Genomic DNA, 2,457 nt, shown 5'->3' on the forward strand with positions numbered 1-2,457 from the left:
GTATACCTGCTAGTCCTTCCACAATGATTAGCAGAGCGGTCATACTCCCAAGGCCGTCCTAGAAGCATGTGTCCAGGTTGCATTGGTGCCACATCGCACATTACCTCATCCTTGTATTTACCTATTGAAAAGCTCACCAAAACTTGCTTAGTCACTCGAACTTCTCCACTGTCATTGAGCCATTGTAGTCTATAAGGCTAGGGATGCCTAATAGGCTTCATTTTCATCTGTTCTACAAGTATAGAGCTCACAACGTTAGTACAACTTCCAGAGTCAATCACAAGTAAGCATACCTTGCCATTGATTGTACAACATGTATGGAATATGTTCTGTCTTTGCTGATCATCCTCATCTTTCACTTGAGTACTCAAAGATCACATAGACACCAAAGATTGCCTTTCATCTGCACTAATCTCATCCTCATCCTCATCCTCGAGGTCAAAGTCTTTAGATTTTACCTCTTCATCCCTTTGATATAAAGTAGGCATTCCTTTGTATTCATCTTCATTGTCTGACTCAGAGACAATTTCACCATCTCTCATAACCATCACCATATTATTCGGACAATCTGACATGTAATGCCCTTTGCCTTGGCATTTGAAACAAGTAATCTCCCTTGCTGGCTTTGACTTGTACCCCTCAGATTTTGGAGTACTTTTGAAATCCTTCAAATCTTTAAAATTCTTACCACCAGTAGGAGTGAACTTTTTCACCTCATTACATTTCTTAGGCCAAGTATTCTTCCAAGAAGGTGCGGAGTTGCTTCGGATGGTCGACTTACACTTTTATCCTTAAGCTGCTTTTCTACCTTAAGGGCCTTTTGAAACATTTCTTCCACATCCTCATATTCTTGCAGCTCCACAACATTGGCTATTTCTCGCTTTAATCCCCCAAGAAATCGAGCCATTGCTGCTTCAGGATCCTCGTCTATCTGCAAACGAGTCAAAGCTACTTCAATCTCACGATTATAATCTGATACACTACGGTTACCTTGAGTAATCCGTTGTAGCTGGTTGAACAAATCGCGGATGTAGTAGTTAGGAACAAATCGCTTCCTCATGGCTTTCTTCATTTCGTCCCAAGTAAAGAACGGTGCTTCTTTGAATCTCCTCTTGTCAGCCAAAACTTTGTTCCACCAACTGCGTGCATATCCAGTGAATTCAACTACTGCTAGTTGCATTTTCTTTTCCTCCGAATATTTATGCACAGCATATATGGAATCAACCTGATCCACCCAATCAAGATAAACTTCAGGATCATCCTTACCAGAGAAAGCAGGAATCTTTAACTTAATGCTATTCAATGAAGAATCAAGTTTAGAAGTACTCCCTCGTTTAGTTGATCCGTCGGATTCTTCCTCGTCTTCATCAGAGACACGAGACTTAGATGCCTTACTCTGACTATGTTGAACTTGAGAGATGTTTAACTCCATGGCCTCCATTCTCTTGTTCATGGCAGCCAACATAGAAGTAAGCTGATCAAGTTTGTTCTCCATGTTTATAACCTACAAAACAAAGTAAAAAGTGATAGAAAATAAACCCTACAAAACCGAAAAAGGAAGTTAGTGTATAAAGTCCTCACAAACCCTAACCCCAAGCCCAAGTCACTCACCAATGTATAGTGTATGCACTCGGCTATATAGTGAAGGGATTGTTTCACTCACACTCTATTCTCTTTGACCGGTTCAAATAGAGAACAAGAACAACAATTAGACTACTAGTGTTATTTCTTGCTAGGGCAGAAAGAAAAAGAGCACAAAGATAGATGTCAAGGAATTAAAGGCTAAGCTCAATTTAGACAAGTAAGCAAGAGTAGAAAGAAATAAGCTGAAGAGTAGAATTTAAAAGACAATTTAAACTAACTAGAACCCTAACCGAGACTAGACAAACAAAATAAATTGCGAAAAAATTGAAGAAAAACACAACCGTGGTTAAAAGCCTAAAAACCGTGGTTAAAGGGCCTTAAAACCGTGGTTAAAACCAATAAAAATTTGAAGTGCAAAAAGTGTGTGATTTTTGTGTTTTAAAAACCAAGTTGTGCAATGCTTGCAATGTAGTTTAAATGAGAAGCAAATATGGATGCAAGGGGGCTGTTTTGGTTCGAAAATAAAGCTGCAATGGGGTTTATTTATAGGCTAGCAAGATAGTTCACAAAAAAAAGCAAATCCAAATAAGGTTTGGAAAAGGTAAGGCTAATAGTTTTCCAAAAGGAATAGGAAACCAATTCCAAGTCTCAAATGGATTCCAAGTGTACCACTTCACCAACTATATAAACCAAACACAATGAGGAGTAGACACCTCAATTTCGGCCAAAGCAAATCCAATGCAAACAAGGAGTTTCCAAATCCAAGTTGAGATCAAATTAGGAAACTTCCAAATCCAATTCACTTCCAATAAGGACTGTCTCTTATACACATTCTGACGCTGCCGACGAGCGAGCGAGTGGAGATTTCGGGGG

General features: G+C 39.3%; 2 protein-coding genes. Both read right to left on the reverse strand.

Annotated elements, in window-relative coordinates; all coding sequences use genetic code 11:
* Positions 1-374: 374 nt before the first annotated feature.
* Positions 375-713, reverse strand: coding sequence for a zinc finger CCHC domain-containing protein (locus tag BVER_RS30945; RefSeq protein ID WP_198155471.1), 339 nt, complete (start codon positions 711-713; stop codon positions 375-377).
* Positions 710-1,495 carry a retrotransposon gag family protein gene (locus BVER_RS28565; RefSeq protein ID WP_050456106.1) on the reverse strand — a complete coding sequence of 262 codons (786 nt, stop codon included), beginning with the start codon at positions 1,493-1,495 and terminating at the stop codon, positions 710-712. The genes BVER_RS30945 and BVER_RS28565 overlap by 4 nt, the downstream gene beginning before the upstream one ends.
* Positions 1,496-2,457: the final 962 nt, after the last annotated feature.

Source organism: Candidatus Burkholderia verschuerenii (assembly GCF_001189365.1).
Taxonomy (GTDB): domain Bacteria; phylum Pseudomonadota; class Gammaproteobacteria; order Burkholderiales; family Burkholderiaceae; genus Caballeronia; species Caballeronia verschuerenii.

Bases quoted from the DNA above. Each gene is read 5' to 3' on its own strand.
- BVER_RS28565 (WP_050456106.1), bottom strand. From the start codon at position 1,495: ATGGAGAACAAACTTGATCAGCTTACTTCTATGTTGGCTGCCATGAAC.